Source organism: Bradyrhizobium sp. TM233, from assembly GCF_036247965.1.
Taxonomy (GTDB): domain Bacteria; phylum Pseudomonadota; class Alphaproteobacteria; order Rhizobiales; family Xanthobacteraceae; genus Bradyrhizobium; species Bradyrhizobium ottawaense.
The window spans coordinates 1-345 of the sequence record NZ_BTIG01000067.1; the positions used below are offsets into that span (position 1 = coordinate 1).

The 345-nt window shown below is 69.0% G+C and carries 1 protein-coding gene; it reads right to left on the reverse strand.

The annotated features are described in order from the left end of the window. Positions 1–345: AbrB family transcriptional regulator (locus AABA86_RS33480; RefSeq protein WP_338309777.1), on the reverse strand; the 345-nt coding region annotated here is incomplete at both ends.

Here is a 345-nt window from a genome sequence, read left to right on the forward strand (position 1 = left end):
AGGTCAGCGCCAGCGCCAGCATGGCATCCATCGCGCCCGGCGCGAAGGCGACCACGACATCGGAGAACTTGACCTGCGTGGTCAGCGCCACGATGCCGACGAAAACGGCGGAGACGGCGATCGCCACGGTAAACGAGCCCAGCGCCGCGTTGATGTGGCCGGCGAGGGTCTTGATCCGCATCCGCGCGAAACGGCTGCCGATCAGCGCGCCGATGCCGACCAGCGCCACGCCGCGCACCCAGTCCGGCAGGCCGCCCTCGACCCAGCCGGCGCCATGCAGCACGCTGGAGGCGATCATGGCGCCGAACATCCAGCTCGCCGGAAACTTGATCAGGCGCAGGAACA